The organism is Geobacillus sp. PLS 41 (genome assembly GCF_056494105.1).
Genome location: NZ_CM151395.1, coordinates 537,019 through 559,274 on the forward strand (window position 1 = coordinate 537,019; position 22,256 = coordinate 559,274).

Consider the following 22,256-nt stretch of genomic DNA (forward strand, 5'->3'; position numbering starts at 1 on the left):
CTCAAAACTAGATAACCGTTGGAAGAAGCCGCTCGCCTGCGCTTTTCGCATTGTCCAGCTCCGGCTCGCCGCCGCTCGGGGTCAAATAACCTTCGCCTTCGGGATCGGAAATCCCTGCAGGCGAAGAACATTTGCCCGTCGCGGCGACCCGCTCGCCTGCGCTTTTCTTGGTTAAGCCCTCGATCGATTAGTATCCGTCAGCTCCACGTGTCGCCACGCTTCCACCTCGGACCTATCGACCTCGTCATCTTCGAGGGATCTTACCCGCTTTGCGCGGTGGGAAATCTCATCTTGAGGGGGGCTTCACGCTTAGATGCTTTCAGCGCTTATCCCGTCCGCACATAGCTACCCAGCGGTGCCCCTGGCGGGACAACTGGTACACCAGCGGTGCGTCCATCCCGGTCCTCTCGTACTAAGGACAGCTCCTCTCAAATTTCCTCCGCCCGCGACGGATAGGGACCGAACTGTCTCACGACGTTCTGAACCCAGCTCGCGTACCGCTTTAATGGGCGAACAGCCCAACCCTTGGGACCGACTACAGCCCCAGGATGCGATGAGCCGACATCGAGGTGCCAAACCTCCCCGTCGATGTGGACTCTTGGGGGAGATCAGCCTGTTATCCCCGGGGTAGCTTTTATCCGTTGAGCGATGGCCCTTCCATGCGGAACCACCGGATCACTAAGCCCGACTTTCGTCCCTGCTCGACCTGTCCGTCTCGCAGTCAAGCTCCCTTGTGCCTTTGCACTCTCCGAATGATTTCCAACCATTCTGAGGGAACCTTTGGGCGCCTCCGTTACCTTTTGGGAGGCGACCGCCCCAGTCAAACTGCCCACCTGACACTGTCTCCCACCCCGCTAAGGGGTGCGGGTTAGAATTTCAATACCGCCAGGGTGGTATCCCACCGTCGCCTCCACCGAAGCTGGCGCTCCGGCTTCCCAGGCTCCCACCTATCCTGTACAAGCGATACCAAAATTCCATATCAGGCTGCAGTAAAGCTCCACGGGGTCTTTCCGTCCTGTCGCGGGTAACCTGCATCTTCACAGGTAGTATAATTTCACCGGGTCTCTCGTTGAGACAGCGCCCAAGTCGTTACACCTTTCGTGCGGGTCGGAACTTACCCGACAAGGAATTTCGCTACCTTAGGACCGTTATAGTTACGGCCGCCGTTTACTGGGGCTTCGGTTCGCACCTTCGCTTCCGCTAAGCGCTCCCCTTAACCTTCCAGCACCGGGCAGGTGTCAGCCCCTATACGTCGCCTTTCGGCTTCGCAGAGACCTGTGTTTTTGATAAACAGTCGCTTGGGCCTTTTCACTGCGGCTCTTCAGGGCTCTTCACCCCAAAGAGCACCCCTTCTCCCGAAGTTACGGGGTCATTTTGCCGAGTTCCTTAACGAGAGTTCTCCCGCGCGCCTTAGGATTCTCTCCTCGCCTACCTGTGTCGGTTTGCGGTACGGGCACCTCTTCCCTCGCTAGAGGCTTTTCTTGGCAGTGTGAAATCGGGGACTTCCGGATCAATCCGTCGCCGTCACCGCTTGGCCTTATGATCCGCGGATTTGCCTGCGGATCAGCCTCACGGCTTGGACAGGCTCTTCCAGCCGCCTGCTCGCCCTATCCTCCTGCGTCCCCCCATCGCTCAAACGGGAAGAAGGTGGTACAGGAATCTCAACCTGTTGTCCATCACCTACGCCTTTCGGCCTCGGCTTAGGTCCCGACTAACCCTGAGCGGACGAACCTTCCTCAGGAACCCTTAGGCTTTCGGCGCAGAGGATTCTCACCTCTGTTTTCGCTACTCATACCGGCATTCTCACTTCTAAGCGCTCCACCAGTCCTTCCGGTCTGGCTTCTCTGCCCTTAGAACGCTCCCCTACCGATGACCAACGGTCATCCCGCAGCTTCGGCGGCACGTTTAGCCCCGGTACATTTTCGGCGCAGAGTCACTCGACCAGTGAGCTATTACGCACTCTTTAAATGGTGGCTGCTTCTAAGCCAACATCCTGGTTGTCTCGGCAACTCCACATCCTTTTCCACTGAACGTGCACTTCGGGGCCTTAGCTGGCGGTCTGGGCTGTTCCCCTCTCGACCACGGATCTTATCACTCGCGGTCTGACTCCCGGGCATAAGTCGTTGGCATTCGGAGTTTGACTGGGTTCGGTAACCCGTTTTGGGCCCCTAGCCCAATCAGTGCTCTACCTCCAAGACTCTCAAACCCGAGGCTAGCCCTAAAGCTATTTCGGGGAGAACCAGCTATCTCCAAGTTCGATTGGCATTTCACCCCTACCCACACCTCATCCCCGCACTTTTCAACGTGCGTGGGTTCGGGCCTCCAGCCGGTGTTACCCGGCCTTCACCCTGGACATGGGTAGATCACCTGGTTTCGGGTCGACGACGACGTACTCACACGCCCTGTTCAGACTCGCTTTCGCTGCGGCTCCGCCTCTTCGGCTTAACCTCGCACGCCATCGTCACTCGCCGGTTCATTCTACAAAAGGCACGCCATCACCCATCAACGGGCTCTGACTACTTGTAGGCACACGGTTTCAGGTTCTCTTTCACTCCCCTCCCGGGGTGCTTTTCACCTTTCCCTCACGGTACTGGTGCACTATCGGTCACTAGGGAGTATTTAGCCTTGGGAGATGGTCCTCCCTGCTTCCGACGGGATTCCTCGTGTCCCGCCGTACTCAGGATCCGCTCGGGAGGGAACGAAGTTTCGACTACAGGGCTCTCACCTTCTCTGGCCGGCCGTTCCAGACCGGTTCGTCTACCCCGTCCCTTTCTCACTCCCATCGTGAGCGGTCCTACAACCCCAAGAGGACATGCCTCTTGGTTTGGGCTGTTCCCGTTTCGCTCGCCGCTACTCAGGGAATCGCGGTTGCTTTCTTCTCCTCCGGGTACTAAGATGTTTCAGTTCCCCGGGTGTGCCCTCCATGCCCTATGGATTCAGGCATGGATACTGCCCCATTACGGACAGTGGGTTCCCCCATTCGGACATCTCCGGATCAACGCTTGCTTACAGCTCCCCGAAGCGTTTCGGCGTTTGCCCCGTCCTTCATCGGCTCCTAGTGCCAAGGCATCCACCGTGCGCCCTTTCCAGCTTAACCTATTGCGCTCTCGGCTTCTTCCTTACTGTCTAGCTTCGGCTCGCCGCCGCTCGGGGTCAAATAACCTTCGCCTTCGGGATTGTAAATCCCTCCAGGCGAAGAACATTTGCCCATCGCGATCGCCACGATGGCGATATTTCGCCGTTGCCCGCAGGACGCGGGCTGCCTTTAGGCGAAATTACGAGCCTCCGCTTTTCCGGTTATCTAGTTTTCAAGGAACGAGACTGCTTCTTGAATTTGCTTCTCTGCAGTCTTGCATCGAGGAATCCCACTTCCTCGAATCTGCTAGAAGACGCAGGCACAGACGCAAAGCAACTCCTTTGAATTCGCTTCTTCGCTGGTTTGCGTCGAGGAATTCAGCTTCTCCGAATCCGCTTGTAGACGCAGACGCAAAGCAACTACGTTGAAACCTCTTACCTTGATATGGTGGAGCCTATCGGGATCGAACCGATGACCTCCTGCTTGCAAAGCAGGCGCTCTCCCAGCTGAGCTAAGGCCCCATCCAATGGGCCTAAGTGGACTTGAACCACCGACCTCACGCTTATCAGGCGTGCGCTCTGACCAGCTGAGCTATAGGCCCATATACACATTGCAAGGAACGATCAGTTCCCTCAAAACGAAACAAGGCTGCTGCCTTGAGTCAGCTTCTTTGCGGCCTTGCGCCGAGGAATCCAGCTCCGCTGAATCACTCGCAGACGCAGGCGCAAAACAACCGAGAGAATAACCAATTCCCTCAAAACCAAACAAAACAGCAAGCGTCATTATAATCAAACCATTCGATTTTGTCAATAACATCCTTAGAAAGGAGGTGATCCAGCCGCACCTTCCGGTACGGCTACCTTGTTACGACTTCACCCCAATCACTTGCCCCACCTTCGGCGGCTGGCTCCCGTAAGGGTTACCGCACCGACTTCGGGTGTTGCAAGCTCTCGTGGTGTGACGGGCGGTGTGTACAAGGCCCGGGAACGTATTCACCGCGGCATGCTGATCCGCGATTACTAGCGATTCCGGCTTCATGCAGGCGAGTTGCAGCCTGCAATCCGAACTGAGAGCGGCTTTTTGGGATTCGCTCCCCCTCGCGGGTTCGCAGCCCTTTGTACCGCCCATTGTAGCACGTGTGTAGCCCAGGTCATAAGGGGCATGATGATTTGACGTCATCCCCACCTTCCTCCGACTTGTCGCCGGCAGTCCCTCTAGAGTGCCCACCTTCGTGCTGGCAACTAGAGGCGAGGGTTGCGCTCGTTGCGGGACTTAACCCAACATCTCACGACACGAGCTGACGACAACCATGCACCACCTGTCACCCTGTCCCCCCGAAGGGGGAACGCCCAATCTCTTGGGTTGTCAGGGGATGTCAAGACCTGGTAAGGTTCTTCGCGTTGCTTCGAATTAAACCACATGCTCCACCGCTTGTGCGGGCCCCCGTCAATTCCTTTGAGTTTCAGCCTTGCGGCCGTACTCCCCAGGCGGAGTGCTTATCGCGTTAGCTGCAGCACTAAAGGGTGTGACCCCTCTAACACTTAGCACTCATCGTTTACGGCGTGGACTACCAGGGTATCTAATCCTGTTTGCTCCCCACGCTTTCGCGCCTCAGCGTCAGTTGCAGGCCAGAGAGCCGCCTTCGCCACTGGTGTTCCTCCACATCTCTACGCATTTCACCGCTACACGTGGAATTCCGCTCTCCTCTCCTGCACTCAAGTCCCCCAGTTTCCAATGACCCTCCACGGTTGAGCCGTGGGCTTTCACATCAGACTTAAGGAACCGCCTGCGCGCGCTTTACGCCCAATAATTCCGGACAACGCTCGCCCCCTACGTATTACCGCGGCTGCTGGCACGTAGTTAGCCGGGGCTTCCTCGTGAGGTACCGTCACCGCGCCGCCCTCTTCGAACGGCGCTCCTTCGTCCCTCACAACAGAGCTTTACGACCCGAAGGCCTTCTTCGCTCACGCGGCGTCGCTCCGTCAGGCTTTCGCCCATTGCGGAAGATTCCCTACTGCTGCCTCCCGTAGGAGTCTGGGCCGTGTCTCAGTCCCAGTGTGGCCGGTCACCCTCTCAGGCCGGCTACGCATCGTCGCCTTGGTGAGCCGTTACCTCACCAACTAGCTAATGCGCCGCGGGCCCATCCGCAAGTGACAGCCAAAGGCCGCCTTTCAACCAAAGACCATGCGGTCTTCGGTGTTATCCGGTATTAGCTCCGGTTTCCCGGAGTTATCCCGGTCTTGCGGGCAGGTTGCCCACGTGTTACTCACCCGTCCGCCGCTGACCAAACCAGAGCAAGCTCCGATTTGGCCCGCTCGACTTGCATGTATTAGGCACGCCGCCAGCGTTCGTCCTGAGCCAGGATCAAACTCTCCAAAGAAAGTTGATTGGCTTTTCGGATTGTCCAGCTTCGGCCAAAGCGGCCTCCGCTTTTCTTATGACGCTTGCGTTTTGTTTAGTTTTCAAGGAACTTGTTTATCTTGCACACTTTTATCATTATACATATCATTTAATTTGCTGTCAACATATCTTTCATGAACAGCGACATTAGTTAATATAATGCATTATCATATAAAAGTCAATAACTTTTAAACAAAAAAATAAAAGGCATCTTGAATAATGATGCCTACAAAATATATCGGTCAATCACGATTAACGCTGCCGCTCCAGGGAGGCCAAGAAATCCGCAAACGATTGAGGTGACGAGGTTAATCGGAATATGGATGTTAAAATGCCCGCCGATGGCGTTGATGACAAACAGCGCGAGCGCCCCAACGATCAGGCGGATAGCAGCGTAGCCGATCAGGCGAAGCGCTTTGAGACGGGCGCCGACGATAAGCAAAACGGCGATAAGCGCTAGCAACACGGTAATGACGACTTTCGGCTCCAACGTTTGAACCCCCTTTTTGCACGCTTGTACTACCAACGTATGAGAAACAGGGGAAAAAAGAACAAAAAAATAAGGAAGTTAACGCACTTCCTTAAGTGTGATGCGGCGGTGCTTCGCTTCGCGGAGGAGGAAAAAATATTTGGCCTCAGCGAGTTGCAATGCGCTCAGCACCTCCGGAGACGGATCGACGCTTTTTTCGATGAGTTGTTTCTGCTCAAGCCATTCAGTTCTAGCCTTTTGTAGTTCAGCCATTAACTTCTCATCAAATTGTCTCTTTAGTTTCCCCTTTCGCCGCCATAACAAACCGATCCCCACCTTCTTTCTCTCTATAGCTCACGGCGCCCTTCCAACGCCTTTGATAACGTCACTTCGTCCGCATACTCCAAGTCGCCGCCGACCGGCAAGCCATGGGCGATGCGGGTGACTTTGATTCCTGTCGGCTTCAACAGGCGGGAGATGTACATCGCCGTTGCCTCTCCCTCGATGTTCGGGTCGGTCGCTAAAATCACCTCTTGGACCGTCTCATCCTGCAATCGCGTGAGCAGCTCGGCGATTTTAATATCTTCCGGTCCGATGCCTTCCATCGGCGAGATGGCCCCGTGCAACACGTGGTACAGGCCATTGTATTCTTTCATCCTCTCCATGGCGATGACATCTTTCGGATCCTGAACAACGCAAATCGTCGTCCGGTCGCGCCGCTCGTCTTTGCAGATATAGCAAGGGTCTGTATCTGTAATATGTCCGCAAATCGTGCAATAATGAATATGCCGCTTGACATCAACGAGCGCTTTGGCAAACTCAAGCACGGTGTCTTCTTTCATCGCCAGCACATGAAATGCAAGGCGGGCAGCCGTTTTCGGGCCGATGCCGGGCAGTTTCATAAAACTGTCAATCAACTTCGATAGCGGTTCTGGATAATGCATACGCCCCCCTAGAACAACCCTGGAATGTTAAGTCCTTTCGTAAACTGCCCCATCATTTCATTAGCCAACTCATCCGCTTTTTTCAACGCATCGTTTGTCGCTGCCAAAATCAAATCTTGCAGCATTTCAATATCGTCTGGGTCGACGACTTCCTCTTTAATTTTTACTTCCAAAATTTGTTTATGACCGTTAGCGACAACGGTCACCATGCCTCCGCCCGCCGTGCCTTCCACCGTTTTTTCCGCCAACTCTTCCTGCGCTTTTTGCATTTCTTTTTGCATTTTTTGCATTTGTTTTAACATTTTTTGCATATTGCCCATTCCGCCACGCATCATCTTGGCATCCTCCTTTAAACGGTTTATTCTTTAATTTCGATCAGCTCTTCGCCAAACAGCCGCTTCGCTTCGGCGATTAACGGATCTTCTTCGCTTTTTTCCACCATGGCGTCCTTATTGCGGATGAACTCTTCTCTTATTTTTCCCCATTCTCCCTCCGGAATGGCTACCATTTCAAAGCGGCGGTTTGTCAGCTCAAACAAAATCGCTTCGACGTTTTCTTTGACCGAACTTGTGGGATCGGTCGCCATTTTGCAGTGGATTTCGTATTTGAATTTTAATACAAACGCTGAGGCGCTCGCTGCAACCGGCTCGCTCTCTTGCAGCAAGGCAGCGTGCGACACTTTATGCTGCCGTTTCAACGTGTCGAGCACATCCGCCCAGCATCCTTTCACCAAAGCTAAATCTTCATGCGTCGCCTGTTTCAACAGCTCGTAAATGCGGCCAACCGGGGCTTTATATCCCCCCGTTTTCATCGGTTTGGACAGTTTTTTCACCGGCGCGGCGGTCGACGGAGGGGCAGCAGGCGGTTGTTCCTTCAGGCGCCGCAATTCCGCCTCCAGCGTTTCAATCCGCTTTATCAACGGTTCCAACTCGGAAGCCGACAGCGACGGGGCGGCGGCTGATGGATGGCAAAGTTTCACAAGCGCCACTTCCAACAGAAGGCGCGGGTGGTTTGTCCACTTCATCTCTTGCTGGCTTTTGTTCAGCAACTCGATGGCCTCGTATAAATTGGAAACCGGAATCATTTCCGACAGTGAAGTGAACGCTTCGTCAACGACAGCAATTTGAATCGCTCCCTCCACATAGGGAGCGGTTTTGTACAGCAATAAATCGCGATAGTACAAAATCAAGTCTTCAACCAAACGATGCGGATCTTTCCCTTGCGCCATCATCGTTTCCAACTGCTGAAGAACCGCCGCTGTATCTTTGCGGTGGATGGCTTCGATGAAGCTCGATAAGGCGGCAAATGATGCAGCCCCGGTCATCGCCAGCACGTCGTCGAGCCGAAGTTTCCCGTCGCTGAACGAAATGGCTTGATCAAGCAAGCTGAGCGCATCGCGCATCCCCCCGTCTGCAGCACGGGCGATGGCGGACAATGCCTCATCGGACGCCTCGACACCTTGGGCGCTTGCGACATACTTTAGCCGTGAAACGATCGCCGGAAGCGGGATGCGGCGAAAATCGAACCGTTGGCAGCGGGAAATGATCGTCGTCGGAATTTTGTGCGGCTCGGTCGTGGCCAAAATGAAAATGACGTGTTTCGGCGGCTCCTCCAACGTTTTCAACAGCGCGTTAAACGCACCGATCGACAGCATATGCACCTCGTCGATGATATACACTTTGTAGCGGGCCGACGTCGGCGCAAATTTCACCTTCTCACGGATATCACGAATTTCATCGACGCGGTTGTTGGAAGCAGCGTCAATTTCCAGCACATCGGGAACCGTTCCATTCGTAATGCCGAGGCAAGCTGGACACTCATTGCATGGCTCCGCCGCTGGCGCCTGTTCACAGTTGACCGCCTTGGCGAAAATTTTCGCTGCGCTCGTTTTTCCTGTACCGCGCGGGCCGGAAAATAAGTAAGCGTGCGATATTTTATGTTGAAGCAGGGCGCTTTGCAACGTCTTGGTCACGTGTTCTTGGCCGACCATGTCCGCAAAGCGCTGCGGCCGAAACACGCGATATAACGCTTGGTATGCCACGGAAAACGGCCCTCCTCTTTCTCTCGTCCTATCTATTATATAACTTCCTATTGCAATTTGAAATAACAAAAAACCCACTCGCCATGAGTGGGTTTTGTTCCCTATCGCTATGTAAGGCCGTGCACCTTCTGTCGATTAGCTGCCCCGAGCGTTGCTCAAGCAGTTAGCTCAGCCCAGGCGTCCCCGCGGCACATGGGAGCATCCGCTTACTGCTGCTTCCTTCCGGACCTGACAGGGTTCACGGAATCCCATTGCGCGGGACCCAGACGTCAACACCACTTGCTTGAGACAGGCCTCGCAACAGACTAACCTCGAGAAGGAATTCAGCCTCGCTAGAGCGGATTGCGAGTACAGGGCACCGCTACCTCCCCGCTTAGCACGGCACTATCAGTATAGCTCGTTAGCGGAAAAAATGCAATGTCAATCGACGGAATTTTCGTTGGCACTCCCGCCAACATTTCTCTTTTGTTCGCGCAATCGTCGAAAAAATTGGCTCAACAGCGAACCGCACTCGTCAGCAAGCACCCCGCTTACCACCTTAACCTGATGGTTAAATCGGCTTTCCTGCAATAAGTTCATCAATGTCCCAGCGCACCCTCCCTTTGGGTCAAACGCGCCAAATACAACCCGTTCGATGCGGGAAAGAACAATGGCGCCTGCGCACATGGCGCACGGCTCAAGCGTTACGTACAACGTCGCCCGCTCAAGCCGCCATGAACCGGTTGCCCGGCATGCTTCATCGATTGCCAAAATTTCTGCATGAGCGATGGCGCGTTGTTCGGTTTCCCGCAAATTATGAGCGCGGGCGATGACGCGGCCGTCTTGAACGATGACAGCGCCGATCGGCACTTCGCCGATCTGCTCCGCTTTTTTTGCTTCTTCCATTGCCAATCGCATGTAGTACTCGTCGGTGTTCATCGTATACCCCTTCACACAAACGGTCATTTCTCCTTTCTTTTCATCATAGAATATGGAGAATAAAGACGCAACTAGGAGGTCAAGTATGCAAATCCACGTAGTGCAGAGTGGACAAACGTTAAGTGGAATTGCTGAGGCATACGGGACCACGGCGGAAGACATTGTCCGGGCCAACAAGCTTCCAAACCCTGATAAACTCGTTGTCGGCCAGGCGCTCGTGATCCCGATCGTCGGTCGTTTTTACTGGGTGCAGCGCGGCGACACGTTATGGTCGATTGCACGCCGATTTTCGATTCCGATGCAGCGGCTTGCCGAAGTGAATCGCCTCTCCTTAAACGCTCCGCTTAAGGTCGGGCAGCGGCTTTATATACCGCCCGGCGCCAAGCGAAGAGCGGAGTTTAACGCCTATATTGAACCGCGCGGCGCGACTGTCAGCCCAGCGCTGGAGGCGAGCGCTCGCGAAGCCGCTCCGTATTTGACTTATTTGAGTCCTTTTTATTTTGCGATCCGACGCGACGCGACATTGCAAGAGCCGCCGCTTGACGACTTTCCGGATATTGCCCGCGCCAACCGCGTCACGCTCGTTATGGTTGTCGCCAACATTGAAAACGGGCAGTTCAGCGACGAGCTCGGCGCGCTTATGTTAACAAACGAAACGCTGCAAAATCGTCTGCTCGACAACATTGTCGCGACCGCTAGACGGTATGGCTTCCGCGACATCCATTTTGATTTTGAATATTTGCGCCCGGAAGACCGTGAGGCGTATAATGCGTTTTTGCGCAAAGCGAAACGGCGGTTTGCACGAGAAGGGTGGATGATGTCGACCGCCTTGGCGCCGAAAACGAGCGCGACCCAGCGCGGACGTTGGTACGAAGCACACGACTACCGCGCCCATGGACAAATTGTCGACTTTGTCGTGATCATGACGTATGAATGGGGCTACAGCGGCGGGCCGCCGATGCCGGTGTCCCCGATCGGTCCGGTCCGCCGCGTTCTCGAGTACGCCATCTCTGAAATGCCAGCCGGAAAAATTTTGATGGGGCAAAACTTGTATGGCTACGACTGGACGCTGCCATATGTACCCGGCGGCCCGTACGCCCAGGCCATCAGCCCGCAGCAAGCCATCGCCCTCGCCGCAAAGTATAACGTTGCCATCGAATACGATACGGAGGCGCAGGCACCGCATTTTCGCTATCGCGACGAAAACGGACGCGAGCATGAAGTATGGTTTGAGGACGCCCGCTCCATTCAAGCAAAATTTAATCTCGTGAAGGAACTTGGTTTGCGCGGGGTCAGCTATTGGAAACTTGGCATTGATTTTCCACAAAACTGGCTGCTGATCGCTGATCAATTTACTGTTGTAAAAAAATAAAGGCATAAAAAACCCGCCGGTCAACGGCGGGTTTTTTTATGATGGGAAACGGCTTTCGGCGGTCAGCCGTTTCAGATGACAATCTCCTCTTATGCGCGTCAGTCCTCTTCATCATCGTCTTGGCCAAGAACAAGACTTCTTGTTCCTCATTGCCAACGTCATTCACTATAACACGGCAGTCGGGAAAAGTCAACCAACGATTTGCCTCAAGCACCTTTTTTTCAGCGAATGACGTCCCGATTCCCCATGTAAGGACGAAGCGCTTCCGGAACGATGACCGAGCCGTCTTCTTGCTGGTAGTTTTCCAAAATGGCGGCGACCGTCCGCCCAATGGCTAGCCCCGAACCGTTTAATGTATGCACGTACTCCGGTTTCGCTTTTGGATCCCGACGGAAGCGGATGTTGGCACGGCGCGCTTGAAACGCCTCAAAGTTGCTGCACGACGAAATTTCCCGGTACGTTCCGTAACTTGGCAGCCAAACTTCAATATCGTACGTTTTCGCCGCCGAGAATCCAAGGTCTCCGGTGCACAAGGCGACAACGCGGTACGGAAGCCCGAGCCGTTGCAAAATCGTCTCTGCCTGGCGCGTCAGCTTTTCCAATTCATCGTACGAGTCCTCCGGCTTTACGAACTTTACCAGCTCGACTTTATTGAACTGATGCTGACGGATCAGCCCTCTCGTGTCACGGCCGGCCGACCCGGCTTCCGCGCGGAAGCAGGCGCTGTAGGCCGCATAGTAAATCGGCAAATCATCTGCGGCCAAAATTTCGTCGCGGTGCAGGTTCGTCACCGGCACCTCAGCGGTCGGAATGAGGAAATAATCTTCGCTGTCCAAATGGAACGCATCCTCGGCAAATTTCGGCAACTGTCCGGTTCCGATCATGCTCGCCCGGTTCACTAAATATGGCGGCAACACTTCTTCGTAACCGAATTCGTCGAGATGGATGTCAAGCATAAAGTTGATGAGCGCCCGCTCAAGCCGCGCTCCTAACCCTTTATAAAAGACAAATCGGCTTCCCGCCACTTTGGCGGCTCGCTCAAAGTCGAGCAAACCGAGCCGATCGGCGATTTCCCAATGCGGCTTCGGCTCAAAGGAAAACGAACGCGGCTCTCCCCATCTCCGCACTTCCACATTGTCCTCTTCTGATTGGCCGATCGGCACTGATTCGTGCGGCACGTTTGGAATTGACAACAACAAGTCGTCGAGTTCCGCCTCAAGCTGGCGAATTTGTTCATCCATCCGTTTAATGCGGTCACCGACTTCGCGCATTTGGGCAATCAGCGGCTCGGCGTCCTTTTTCTCGCGCTTTAGGACAGCGATTTGCTGCGACACATCGTTGCGCTTGCTTTTCAGCTCTTCGACTTCCGCGATCAAGCGGCGGCGGTCTTTGTCCAATTGTTCAAAGCGGTCGATGTTCGTCAAATCCCCGCCGCGCTGCATTAGTTTTTCTTTCACTTCTTCAAACTGGGTGCGCAATATTTTCACATCCAGCATGGCTTTTACCTCCTTTTCCATTCAATATTATACATAAAAAAGCCCCCGTCCCAAAAAAGGGACGGGAGCCATCCCGCGGTGCCACCCTTATTGAAGGCTTGCTATGCCTTCCCCTTTTGCCGTTAACGGCGGCGGCCGAAAACGCCTACTGGCCCTTTGGGCGTTCAACGTTTTGCTCGAGGATGGATTCACAGGAGCTCCCTGCCGGTTCGCACCGCCCACCGGCTCTCTGATAAGGAAGGCATCCCGCTACTCGTTCCTCTCATCGCTTTCGCTTGATCACTTTACTTGAGGCTTGACGCCATTTTCGCTTCTTTGACCATGTTGAGGAAGTATTGCATCAATCGATGATCGTCGGTCAGCTCTGGGTGGAACGAGCAGCCAAGAAACTGTCCTTGTCGAGCGGCGACAATGCGGTCATTGTATGTCGCCAAGACATCGACCCCGTCCCCGGCCTCCACGATATGCGGAGCGCGGATGAAGACGCCGACAAAGCCATCGCCGACGCCTTTAATCGACAGCTCCGCCTCAAAGCTTTCCCGCTGCCGACCGAACGAGTTCCGCTCCACCGTAATGTCCATCAAACCTAAGTGCGGCTCGTCGTAACCGACGATTCGTTTCGCCAGCAAAATGAGTCCGGCGCACGTGCCGAACATCGGCTTGCCGGCAGCGGCAAATTGCTTGAGCGGCTCCATCAGCCCATAGCGGTCGATGAGCCGCCGCATCGTCGTGCTTTCGCCGCCCGGCAGCACAAGACCGTCCAACCCTTCAAGCTGCTCCGGCTTTTTCACGATGACCGCCTCGGCGCCGCACGCCTCAATGGCGCGAACATGCTCCCGCACAGCTCCTTGCAGTCCAAGTACACCTATTTTCATCGTTGCTTTGCTCCTTTATTTAGCTTACCAGCCGCGTTCTTGCATCCGGTGCTCCGGCAACAATGTCGCGATATCGATGCCGCGCATCGCGCCGCCCAATCCTTTCGACAAGTGTGCGATCAATTCATAGTCTTCGTAATGAGTCGTCGCCTCTACGATCGCGCGCGCGTATTTTTCCGGATTTTCCGATTTGAAAATGCCAGACCCAACAAAGACACCGTCCGCACCCAAGTGCATCATCAAGGCAGCGTCAGCCGGTGTCGCGACACCGCCGGCGGCAAAGTTGACGACCGGCAGGCGGCCAAGCCGCTTGATCTCGCGCAGCACCTCAACCGGAGCCCCGAGCTGTTTCGCCTCAGCGACAAGCTCATCTTCGCTCATGTTGACGACTTTGCGAATTTGCGCGTTCACTTTGCGCATATGGCGCACGGCCTCAACGATGTTGCCTGTCCCCGGCTCTCCTTTCGTCCGCAACATCGATGCCCCTTCTGCAATGCGGCGCGCCGCTTCCCCTAAATCGCGGCAACCGCACACAAATGGAACGGTAAACTGCCGTTTGTCAATATGGAACTCCTCATCAGCCGGCGTTAATACTTCGCTTTCGTCAATGTAGTCGACACCAAGCGCCTCTAAGACACGCGCCTCAACATAGTGACCGATCCGCACTTTCGCCATGACTGGGATCGAAACGGCGTTCATCACTTCTTCGATCACCGTCGGGTCGGCCATGCGCGCGACACCGCCAGCGGCGCGAATGTCCGCCGGGACGCGCTCGAGCGCCATAACCGCGACAGCCCCTGCCGCTTCAGCGATTTTCGCCTGTTCTGCGTTCACGACGTCCATGATGACGCCGCCTTTTTGCATTTCCGCCATGCCGCGTTTGACGCGGTCCGTACCTGTCAATGCCAACGTTGATTCCCCCTATTCCTAATCCTTATGCTTTGCGAGGCATGCAAAAGGACGATTCCACTGTTTTATTTTACCTCAATTTTTACAAAAATCACAATGGAAAAAAGCTCCCCATCAAGGGGAGTCGATTTTACAGCCAGCCTTTCACTGTTTTGGCGACGCTTGTCCATAAATCAACAAACAGTCCGCCGACCGCGCGCATCGAAAGAACAAACCAATTGGCTTTTTCGACTTCAGCTGTTGTGACAAGCGGCACACGGATGTTTTTTTGCATGTCTGGGCTTAAGAAGGCAAGGGAGTCGTCCCCTTTATATTCGAGCGTCATATATCCAACCGTTTCCCCTTTTTTCAAAGGGGCGACTAGCTTTCCTTCTTTTGTCATTTTTTTCTTGTCCAACACATATACAGGTTTGTATTGTTTTTCCTCGCCGTTTTTCACAAGCAGATCCAGATTCTTTCCTGTCGCGACACGAACCTCTTTTTCTTTCCCTTTCACGACCGGAAGTGTTTCTTTTCCTTTCAGCTGGTACCCTTTTGGATAAAGCGTCTCGAGGGAGTATTGGTTGAATCCGTAGTTAAATAGTTTTTCTGTCTCTTTAAAGCGCGCCTCTTTTGTTGTTTTCCCACTCGCATCTTTCGCGTTCATGACAACCGAAATCAAGCGGACGCCGTTTCGTTTCGCCGTCCCGGTGAAACAGTTGCCGGCAAATTCCGTATAGCCGGTTTTCAACCCGTCTACACCTTCGTATCCGTACACAAGCCCAGGCAGCATCCAATTCCAGTTGTCCATTTTGATTTCATCTTTTGTTCCTTCCCGGAATACTTTATGAGGAATGCTCGCTGTTTTCAGCACTTCGGGATGATCTTTCAGCAACCGGTAGGCAAGCATCGCCATCGCACGTGCGGACATGACGTTTTCCTCATTTGTGCTTGTCCCTTCCGGATGGAATCCTTTTAAATCCTTATTGCTCAACCCTGTGGCATTGACAAACTTATAATCTTTCAGCCCAAGCTCTTTCGCTTTGTCGTTCATCATTTTCACAAAATTTTTCTCCGATCCAGCGATGATCTCAGCAATCGCGACCGTTGCCCCGTTCGCCGAATAAATGGCCATTGCCTCGTACAGCTCACGCACCGTATACTTGCCATCTTTTCGCAACGGGACATTGGACAGCGCCCGGTCTTGCGACAGCCGGTACACGTAATCGCTTGGCGTGTACATTTGATCCCATTTGACGCGCTTCGCCTTAATGGCGTCAAGAAGCAAATACTCGGTCATCATTTTCGTCATGCTGGCAATCCCAAGCACCGTATCGATATTTTTTTCATACAAAATTCTTCCCGTTTGTGCATCCACTAAAATCGCAGCGTCCGCCCGGATGTCAAGCGGGGCGCTTTCCGCCTTCACCGTCTGTTGAAACGGACCAAACGTTAAACAAAGGCAAATCGACAGCAACCAAAACAACCAGTTTTGTTTTCTCCTCCTCACAATGACACCCTCCTCACACAACCGTTATTGTAACATACCGTCGGCCAAAAAAATAGACGGAGGACATGTCTCCGTCAAAGTTGAGCCGATCGGCGCAACTCCGATCAAAAAGCAGAGTAGTTCGGCGCTTCTTTCGTAATTTGCACGTCATGCGGATGGCTTTCACGAAGCCCCGCGCTCGTCATGCGGATAAACTGCGTTTTTTCGCGCAGCTCTTCCAAATTGCGGGTTCCACAATAGCCCATGCCGGCGCGCAACCCACCGACAAGCTGATAAATCGTGTCGGCAAGCGGCCCTTTGTATGGAACGCGTCCCTCGATGCCTTCCGGGACAAACTTTTTCGCATCTTCTTGAAAATAGCGGTCTTTGCTGCCGCGCTCCATGGCTGCGACCGATCCCATGCCCCGGTACACCTTAAAGCGGCGGCCTTGGTAAATTTCCGTCTCACCCGGGCTTTCGGAAACACCAGCAAGCAAGCTGCCGAGCATAACCGCATGCGCCCCAGCCGCGATCGCCTTCACAATGTCGCCGGAATATTTGATCCCGCCGTCAGCGATGATCGGGACGCCATGTTTGCGCGCCTCAGTCGCACAGTCGTAGATCGCCGTAATTTGCGGCACACCAACCCCGGCGACAACCCGGGTCGTGCAGATTGACCCCGGACCGATTCCGACTTTAATAATGTTCGCCCCAGCCTCAATCAAGTCGCGCGTCCCTTCAGCTGTCGCGACATTGCCGGCGATGATGTTCAAGTCCGGGTATTGGCGTCGGATGTTGGCCACCGTCTCTAGGACGCCTTTCGAATGGCCGTGCGCCGTGTCAACGACAATGACATCAACCCCTGCCTCAACAAGCTTTTTGACGCGAATCATCGTGTCCGCCGTCACCCCGACGGCCGCCCCGACAATCAGCCTCCCTTTCGCATCTTTCGCCGAATTCGGGAACTCAATGACCTTTTCAATATCCTTGATCGTAATTAATCCCTTCAGCACACCGTTTTCATCAACAAGAGGCAGTTTTTCGACCTTGTGTCGCTGCAAAATTTTCTCTGCTTCCTCCAACGTTGTCCCCACCGGAGCAGTGATCAAGTTTTCCTTCGTCATTACCTCGGAAATTTTAATCGAATAGTCTTGAATGAAACGCAAGTCACGGTTCGTAATAATGCCGACCAATTTTTGCTCCTCGGGGTTGTTGACGATCGGCACCCCCGAGATCCGATATTTACTCATTAAGTGTTCTGCATCATACACTTGATGATCCGGCGTTAGGAAAAACGGGTCCGTAATGACGCCTCGTTCCGACCGTTTCACCTTGTCGACCTGCTCGGCCTGCTGTTCGATCGACATATTTTTGTGAATGATGCCAAGGCCTCCCTGACGCGCCATCGCAATTGCCATCTCCGCTTCGGTGACCGTATCCATCCCAGCGCTGAGAATCGGGATGTTCAACTGCAGCGTATCGCTCAACTTCGTGGTTACATCAACATCGCGCGGCAATACGTCCGACTTCGCTGGGATGAGAAGAACGTCATCAAACGTCAATCCTTCCTTGGCGAATTTCGCTTCCCACATGTTTTCTCCCCCTTGTCCGGAAATATTATTAGTAGCTTAACAACTGGTTAAACTACTGTCAAGGAATCAAGAAAATGTCCAACTTTTCAGTTATTTCAAGACAATTCTATGTAAGGGGGTAAAAATGTTCGGAAATCACGGTCAACTGTTTCGCCTTTCTGTTTTCCGCTCGGCCGATACTGCGCAGCAATTTTTGCGGCAATGCTATCAACAGCTGCAGCGGGATGACGCCGTCCAACGCAGTTATGCAAACTGTTACCCATTTTTATATTATCTGGAACACGGGCAAAACTTTTACGCCGCTGCCCAGCAGGCGCCGCTGTCCATCAAGCCAGTTCTCTTGTTTTACGGCATGGTGCAGCTCTTAAAAGCATGCCTGCTCACTGTCGACCCCGACTACCCGGAATCAACATCGGTCTTGGCCCATGGTGTATCAGCAAGAAAACGAAAAAAACAGGGCTACGAATTTTTAGATGATGAAGTGAAAATACAAAAAAACGGTTTATTCGCACATTTTTCTGAAAAAATGTTTCATGTGAAACAAGAAGCTGGGGAAAAATTTCGCATGGGCACGCTGTTGCAACGAATTAGCGAGTTGCATGAAACGTTTTTTCTTCTAAGCGGGCGAAAAAAACCGTTATCCTTGCCTGTTGTACATACTGCTTCGCCGCCGATGCTCGCCATCCCAAAAGTGATTTTGGACCACTACCATATGTCGTTGTCCCGCTTTGTCCAATATCTCTGTGAAGAAGGACAAGGAAAGCGGCTTTCGTTCGCCAAAGAAGAAGGAGAATTTCTGTATTTTCATATAGAATCGCCGCTGTCGCCGGCCGGAGAAGGTCCGTTTTTATTCCATCTTGACGGTACACTCCGAATTCCAGTCAAGAAAGAGAAAACATTCTCGCTTCCAGAAATACACGCCCATTACTTGTTGCTGTATAACTTGAGCATGATTTCGCGCTATGAGACGGAATGGTGGAGCGAGCTTCTCCATTCTTACCCAAGCAAGGCATACACTTTTATTCTTGAGTTTCTCTCCGTGTCGGCGGAAAAAGTGCCGTTGCTGCTTCATGAATACTTAATGCGGAAATTTTTGGGTTGAATCAAATCAAAAATCCCCTGCTGTATATACAGCAGGGGATTTTCGCCTAGCAACGACCTACTCTTGCAGGGGCGCTGGCCCCAACTACCATCGGCGCTGGAGGGCTTAACTTCCGTGTTCGGGATGGGAACGGGTGTTTCCCCTCCGCCATAGCCACTAGGCAATGATGATCATCTTGGACAGTAATTATTATATCCATCCTGTTGGATTTGTCAACAGGATGTTCATTCCCTCAAAACTAGATAACCGTTGGAAGAAGCCGCTCGCCTGCGCTTTTCGCATTGTCCAGCTCCGGCTCGCCGCCGCTCGGGGTCAAATAACCTTCGCCTTCGGGATCGGAAATCCCTGCAGGCGAAGAACATTTGCCCGTCGCGGCGACCCGCTCGCCTGCGCTTTTCTTGGTTAAGCCCTCGATCGATTAGTATCCGTCAGCTCCACGTGTCGCCACGCTTCCACCTCGGACCTATCGACCTCGTCATCTTCGAGGGATCTTACCCGCTTTGCGCGGTGGGAAATCTCATCTTGAGGGGGGCTTCACGCTTAGATGCTTTCAGCGCTTATCCCGTCCGCACATAGCTACCCAGCGGTGCCCCTGGCGGGACAACTGGTACACCAGCGGTGCGTCCATCCCGGTCCTCTCGTACTAAGGACAGCTCCTCTCAAATTTCCTCCGCCCGCGACGGATAGGGACCGAACTGTCTCACGACGTTCTGAACCCAGCTCGCGTACCGCTTTAATGGGCGAACAGCCCAACCCTTGGGACCGACTACAGCCCCAGGATGCGATGAGCCGACATCGAGGTGCCAAACCTCCCCGTCGATGTGGACTCTTGGGGGAGATCAGCCTGTTATCCCCGGGGTAGCTTTTATCCGTTGAGCGATGGCCCTTCCATGCGGAACCACCGGATCACTAAGCCCGACTTTCGTCCCTGCTCGACCTGTCCGTCTCGCAGTCAAGCTCCCTTGTGCCTTTGCACTCTCCGAATGATTTCCAACCATTCTGAGGGAACCTTTGGGCGCCTCCGTTACCTTTTGGGAGGCGACCGCCCCAGTCAAACTGCCCACCTGACACTGTCTCCCACCCCGCTAAGGGGTGCGGGTTAGAATTTCAATACCGCCAGGGTGGTATCCCACCGTCGCCTCCACCGAAGCTGGCGCTCCGGCTTCCCAGGCTCCCACCTATCCTGTACAAGCGATACCAAAATTCCATATCAGGCTGCAGTAAAGCTCCACGGGGTCTTTCCGTCCTGTCGCGGGTAACCTGCATCTTCACAGGTAGTATAATTTCACCGGGTCTCTCGTTGAGACAGCGCCCAAGTCGTTACACCTTTCGTGCGGGTCGGAACTTACCCGACAAGGAATTTCGCTACCTTAGGACCGTTATAGTTACGGCCGCCGTTTACTGGGGCTTCGGTTCGCACCTTCGCTTCCGCTAAGCGCTCCCCTTAACCTTCCAGCACCGGGCAGGTGTCAGCCCCTATACGTCGCCTTTCGGCTTCGCAGAGACCTGTGTTTTTGATAAACAGTCGCTTGGGCCTTTTCACTGCGGCTCTTCAGGGCTCTTCACCCCAAAGAGCACCCCTTCTCCCGAAGTTACGGGGTCATTTTGCCGAGTTCCTTAACGAGAGTTCTCCCGCGCGCCTTAGGATTCTCTCCTCGCCTACCTGTGTCGGTTTGCGGTACGGGCACCTCTTCCCTCGCTAGAGGCTTTTCTTGGCAGTGTGAAATCGGGGACTTCCGGATTACTCCGTCGCCGTCACCGCTTAGCCTTATGATCCGCGGATTTGCCTGCGGATCAGCCTCACGGCTTGGACAGGCTCTTCCAGCCGCCTGCTCGCCCTATCCTCCTGCGTCCCCCCATCGCTCAAACGGGAAGAAGGTGGTACAGGAATCTCAACCTGTTGTCCATCACCTACGCCTTTCGGCCTCGGCTTAGGTCCCGACTAACCCTGAGCGGACGAACCTTCCTCAGGAACCCTTAGGCTTTCGGCGCAGAGGATTCTCACCTCTGTTTTCGCTACTCATACCGGCATTCTCACTTCTAAGCGCTCCACCAGTCCTTCCGGTCTGGCTTCTCTGCCCTTAGAACGCTCCCCTACCGATGACCAACGGTCATCCCGCAGCTTCGGCGGCACGTTTAGCCCCGGTACATTTTCGGCGCAGAGTCACTCGACCAGTGAGCTATTACGCACTCTTTAAATGGTGGCTGCTTCTAAGCCAACATCCTGGTTGTCTCGGCAACTCCACATCCTTTTCCACTGAACGTGCACTTCGGGGCCTTAGCTGGCGGTCTGGGCTGTTCCCCTCTCGACCACGGATCTTATCACTCGCAGTCTGACTCCCGGGCATAAGTCATTGGCATTCGGAGTTTGACTGGGTTCGGTAACCCGTTTGGGGCCCCTAGCCCAATCAGTGCTCTACCTCCAAGACTCTCAAACCCGAGGCTAGCCCTAAAGCTATTTCGGGGAGAACCAGCTATCTCCAAGTTCGATTGGCATTTCACCCCTACCCACACCTCATCCCCGCACTTTTCAACGTGCGTGGGTTCGGGCCTCCAGCCGGTGTTACCCGGCCTTCACCCTGGACATGGGTAGATCACCTGGTTTCGGGTCGACGACGACGTACTCACACGCCCTGTTCAGACTCGCTTTCGCTGCGGCTCCGCCTCTTCGGCTTAACCTCGCACGCCATCGTCACTCGCCGGTTCATTCTACAAAAGGCACGCCATCACCCATCAACGGGCTCTGACTACTTGTAGGCACACGGTTTCAGGTTCTCTTTCACTCCCCTCCCGGGGTGCTTTTCACCTTTCCCTCACGGTACTGGTGCACTATCGGTCACTAGGGAGTATTTAGCCTTGGGAGATGGTCCTCCCTGCTTCCGACGGGATTCCTCGTGTCCCGCCGTACTCAGGATCCGCTCGGGAGGGAACGAAGTTTCGACTACAGGGCTCTCACCTTCTCTGGCCGGCCGTTCCAGACCGGTTCGTCTACCCCGTCCCTTTCTCACTCCCATCGTGAGCGGTCCTACAACCCCAAGAGGACACGCCTCTTGGTTTGGGCTGTTCCCGTTTCGCTCGCCGCTACTCAGGGAATCGCGGTTGCTTTCTTCTCCTCCGGGTACTAAGATGTTTCAGTTCCCCGGGTGTGCCCTCCATGCCCTATGGATTCAGGCATGGATACTGCCCCATTACGGACAGTGGGTTCCCCCATTCGGACATCTCCGGATCAACGCTTGCTTACAGCTCCCCGAAGCGTTTCGGCGTTTGCCCCGTCCTTCATCGGCTCCTAGTGCCAAGGCATCCACCGTGCGCCCTTTCCAGCTTAACCTATTGCGCTCTGGCTTCTTCCTTTGCTTTATCGGTTATCTAGTTTTCAAGGAACGAGACTGCTTCTTGAATTTGCTTCTCTGCAGTCTTGTGCCGAGGAATCCATCTTCCTTGAACCTGCTAGAAGACGAAGGCGCAAAGTAGCTCCTTTGAATTCGCTTCTTCGCTGGTTTGCGTCGAGGAATTCAGCTTCTCCGAATCCGCTTGTAGACGCAAAGCGACTTCTTTGAACAAACTTCCTTGCGGCTTTGTGCCGAGGAATCTTGC

Annotated in this window: 13 protein-coding genes, 2 tRNA genes, 4 rRNA genes, 1 other RNA gene and 1 other annotated feature; of the genes, 2 read left to right on the forward strand and 18 right to left on the reverse strand. The window is 54.0% G+C overall.

Annotated elements, in window-relative coordinates; translation table 11 throughout:
* Positions 1-167 precede the first annotated feature (167 nt).
* The 11 genes from ACVX3G_RS02625 to tadA all read right to left on the reverse strand — a co-directional run bounded on the left by ACVX3G_RS02625 (position 168) and on the right by tadA (position 9,848).
* Positions 168-3,097: ribosomal RNA gene (locus ACVX3G_RS02625) — 23S ribosomal RNA — on the reverse strand.
* Between the two features lie 424 nt (positions 3,098-3,521).
* Positions 3,522-3,597, reverse strand: a tRNA-Ala gene (locus ACVX3G_RS02630).
* 6 nt (positions 3,598-3,603) lie between these two features.
* Positions 3,604-3,677 (reverse strand) — tRNA-Ile (locus ACVX3G_RS02635).
* A 221-nt stretch (positions 3,678-3,898) separates the two neighbouring features.
* Positions 3,899-5,456: ribosomal RNA gene (locus tag ACVX3G_RS02640) — 16S ribosomal RNA — on the reverse strand.
* Together the 16S and 23S rRNA genes with 2 tRNA genes alongside form the textbook arrangement of a ribosomal RNA operon.
* Positions 5,457-5,702: 246 nt before the next feature.
* Entirely contained in the window at positions 5,703-5,966 is a 264-nt protein-coding gene (locus ACVX3G_RS02645) for a pro-sigmaK processing inhibitor BofA family protein (protein WP_011229537.1), read from the reverse strand.
* Between the two features lie 78 nt (positions 5,967-6,044).
* Positions 6,045-6,269, reverse strand: coding sequence for a YaaL family protein (locus ACVX3G_RS02650; RefSeq protein WP_012820427.1), 225 nt, complete (start codon positions 6,267-6,269; stop codon positions 6,045-6,047).
* A gap of 23 nt (positions 6,270-6,292) precedes the next feature.
* The gene (recR, locus tag ACVX3G_RS02655) at positions 6,293-6,889 is read right to left on the reverse strand and encodes a recombination mediator RecR (protein ID WP_011229535.1); all 597 of its coding nucleotides are present in this window, start codon (positions 6,887-6,889) and stop codon (positions 6,293-6,295) included.
* An 8-nt stretch (positions 6,890-6,897) separates the two neighbouring features.
* The gene (locus ACVX3G_RS02660) at positions 6,898-7,221 is read right to left on the reverse strand and encodes a YbaB/EbfC family nucleoid-associated protein (RefSeq protein WP_020279743.1); all 324 of its coding nucleotides are present in this window, start codon (positions 7,219-7,221) and stop codon (positions 6,898-6,900) included.
* A gap of 26 nt (positions 7,222-7,247) precedes the next feature.
* Complete coding sequence (gene dnaX / locus ACVX3G_RS02665) at positions 7,248-8,930, reverse strand: DNA polymerase III subunit gamma/tau (protein WP_014194558.1); 1,683 nt, start codon at positions 8,928-8,930, stop codon at positions 7,248-7,250.
* A 117-nt stretch (positions 8,931-9,047) separates the two neighbouring features.
* An RNA gene (gene ffs, locus ACVX3G_RS02670) (signal recognition particle sRNA large type) lies at positions 9,048-9,312 on the reverse strand.
* A gap of 38 nt (positions 9,313-9,350) precedes the next feature.
* Positions 9,351-9,848, reverse strand: coding sequence for a tRNA adenosine(34) deaminase TadA (gene tadA, locus ACVX3G_RS02675; RefSeq protein ID WP_011229532.1), 498 nt, complete (start codon positions 9,846-9,848; stop codon positions 9,351-9,353).
* Between the two features lie 85 nt (positions 9,849-9,933).
* Between tadA and ACVX3G_RS02680 the strand changes: the two genes are divergently transcribed.
* The gene (locus tag ACVX3G_RS02680) at positions 9,934-11,220 is read left to right on the forward strand and encodes a glycoside hydrolase family 18 protein (RefSeq protein ID WP_014194557.1); all 1,287 of its coding nucleotides are present in this window, start codon (positions 9,934-9,936) and stop codon (positions 11,218-11,220) included.
* Between the two features lie 221 nt (positions 11,221-11,441).
* On the opposite strand, the gene serS is transcribed toward ACVX3G_RS02680, so the two are convergent.
* From serS to guaB, 5 genes are all read right to left on the reverse strand, one after another.
* Complete coding sequence (gene serS, locus ACVX3G_RS02685; protein WP_011229529.1) at positions 11,442-12,716, reverse strand: serine--tRNA ligase; 1,275 nt, start codon at positions 12,714-12,716, stop codon at positions 11,442-11,444.
* 54 nt (positions 12,717-12,770) lie between these two features.
* Positions 12,771-12,991 (reverse strand) — a binding site (T-box leader).
* Positions 12,992-13,000: 9 nt separating this feature from the next.
* Positions 13,001-13,591, reverse strand: a complete 591-nt coding sequence (gene pdxT, locus ACVX3G_RS02690) for a pyridoxal 5'-phosphate synthase glutaminase subunit PdxT (RefSeq protein ID WP_011229528.1) — start codon at positions 13,589-13,591, stop codon at positions 13,001-13,003.
* A gap of 24 nt (positions 13,592-13,615) precedes the next feature.
* Positions 13,616-14,500 (reverse strand): pyridoxal 5'-phosphate synthase lyase subunit PdxS, encoded by an 885-nt coding sequence (pdxS, locus tag ACVX3G_RS02695; RefSeq protein WP_011229527.1) that lies wholly within the window; start codon positions 14,498-14,500, stop codon positions 13,616-13,618.
* A gap of 130 nt (positions 14,501-14,630) precedes the next feature.
* Positions 14,631-15,989 carry a serine hydrolase gene (locus tag ACVX3G_RS02700; RefSeq protein ID WP_011229526.1) on the reverse strand — a complete coding sequence of 453 codons (1,359 nt, stop codon included), beginning with the start codon at positions 15,987-15,989 and terminating at the stop codon, positions 14,631-14,633.
* A 104-nt stretch (positions 15,990-16,093) separates the two neighbouring features.
* Positions 16,094-17,560, reverse strand: coding sequence for an IMP dehydrogenase (guaB, locus tag ACVX3G_RS02705; RefSeq protein WP_011229525.1), 1,467 nt, complete (start codon positions 17,558-17,560; stop codon positions 16,094-16,096).
* A 124-nt stretch (positions 17,561-17,684) separates the two neighbouring features.
* Here guaB and ACVX3G_RS02710 point away from each other — a divergent pair, with 124 nt between their 5' ends.
* Entirely contained in the window at positions 17,685-18,662 is a 978-nt protein-coding gene (locus ACVX3G_RS02710) for a YaaC family protein (RefSeq protein ID WP_011229524.1), read from the forward strand.
* Positions 18,663-18,706: 44 nt separating this feature from the next.
* On the opposite strand, the gene rrf is transcribed toward ACVX3G_RS02710, so the two are convergent.
* Positions 18,707-18,823 (reverse strand): 5S ribosomal RNA (gene rrf, locus ACVX3G_RS02715).
* Positions 18,824-19,060: 237 nt separating this feature from the next.
* A 23S ribosomal RNA gene (locus ACVX3G_RS02720) occupies positions 19,061-21,990 on the reverse strand.
* Positions 21,991-22,256: the final 266 nt, after the last annotated feature.